This is a genomic window from Halomonas marinisediminis, from assembly GCF_004347715.1.
Classification (GTDB): domain Bacteria; phylum Pseudomonadota; class Gammaproteobacteria; order Pseudomonadales; family Halomonadaceae; genus Halomonas; species Halomonas icarae.
The window spans coordinates 1-257 of the sequence record NZ_SLTR01000590.1 but is presented as its reverse complement, the minus strand read 5'-3'; the positions used below and the strand labels follow the sequence as shown (position 1 = coordinate 257).

Genomic DNA, 257 nt, shown 5'->3' with positions numbered 1-257 from the left:
TTCATGTCCGAACAGGCGTTCGAACAATTCCTGTGTTGTTTCAATCCACTCGAAGCGACCCTTGGTGAGAACCCGGGTCGCGCTTCGCTCTTTTTTGGTGCCGGTCGCATCGCCCTTGGTGTGTTTCCCGACCCGCACGCCGAGATCGGGTAAGGGGGCGCCTGGCTTTCCACCGAACCAGCCGTATCGCGCTATTTCCAAGGCGTCGTCCGCGACACTCATCCAGACAACGCATCCTGAAGGCGGGTCGGCGACAC

At 59.9% G+C, this 257-nt stretch carries 1 protein-coding gene; it reads right to left on the bottom strand.

Annotated elements, in window-relative coordinates:
• A partial coding sequence (locus E0702_RS17915) for a hypothetical protein (RefSeq protein ID WP_439952345.1) occupies positions 1–222 on the bottom strand: 222 nt, incomplete at its 3' end.
• Positions 223–257 lie beyond the last annotated feature (35 nt).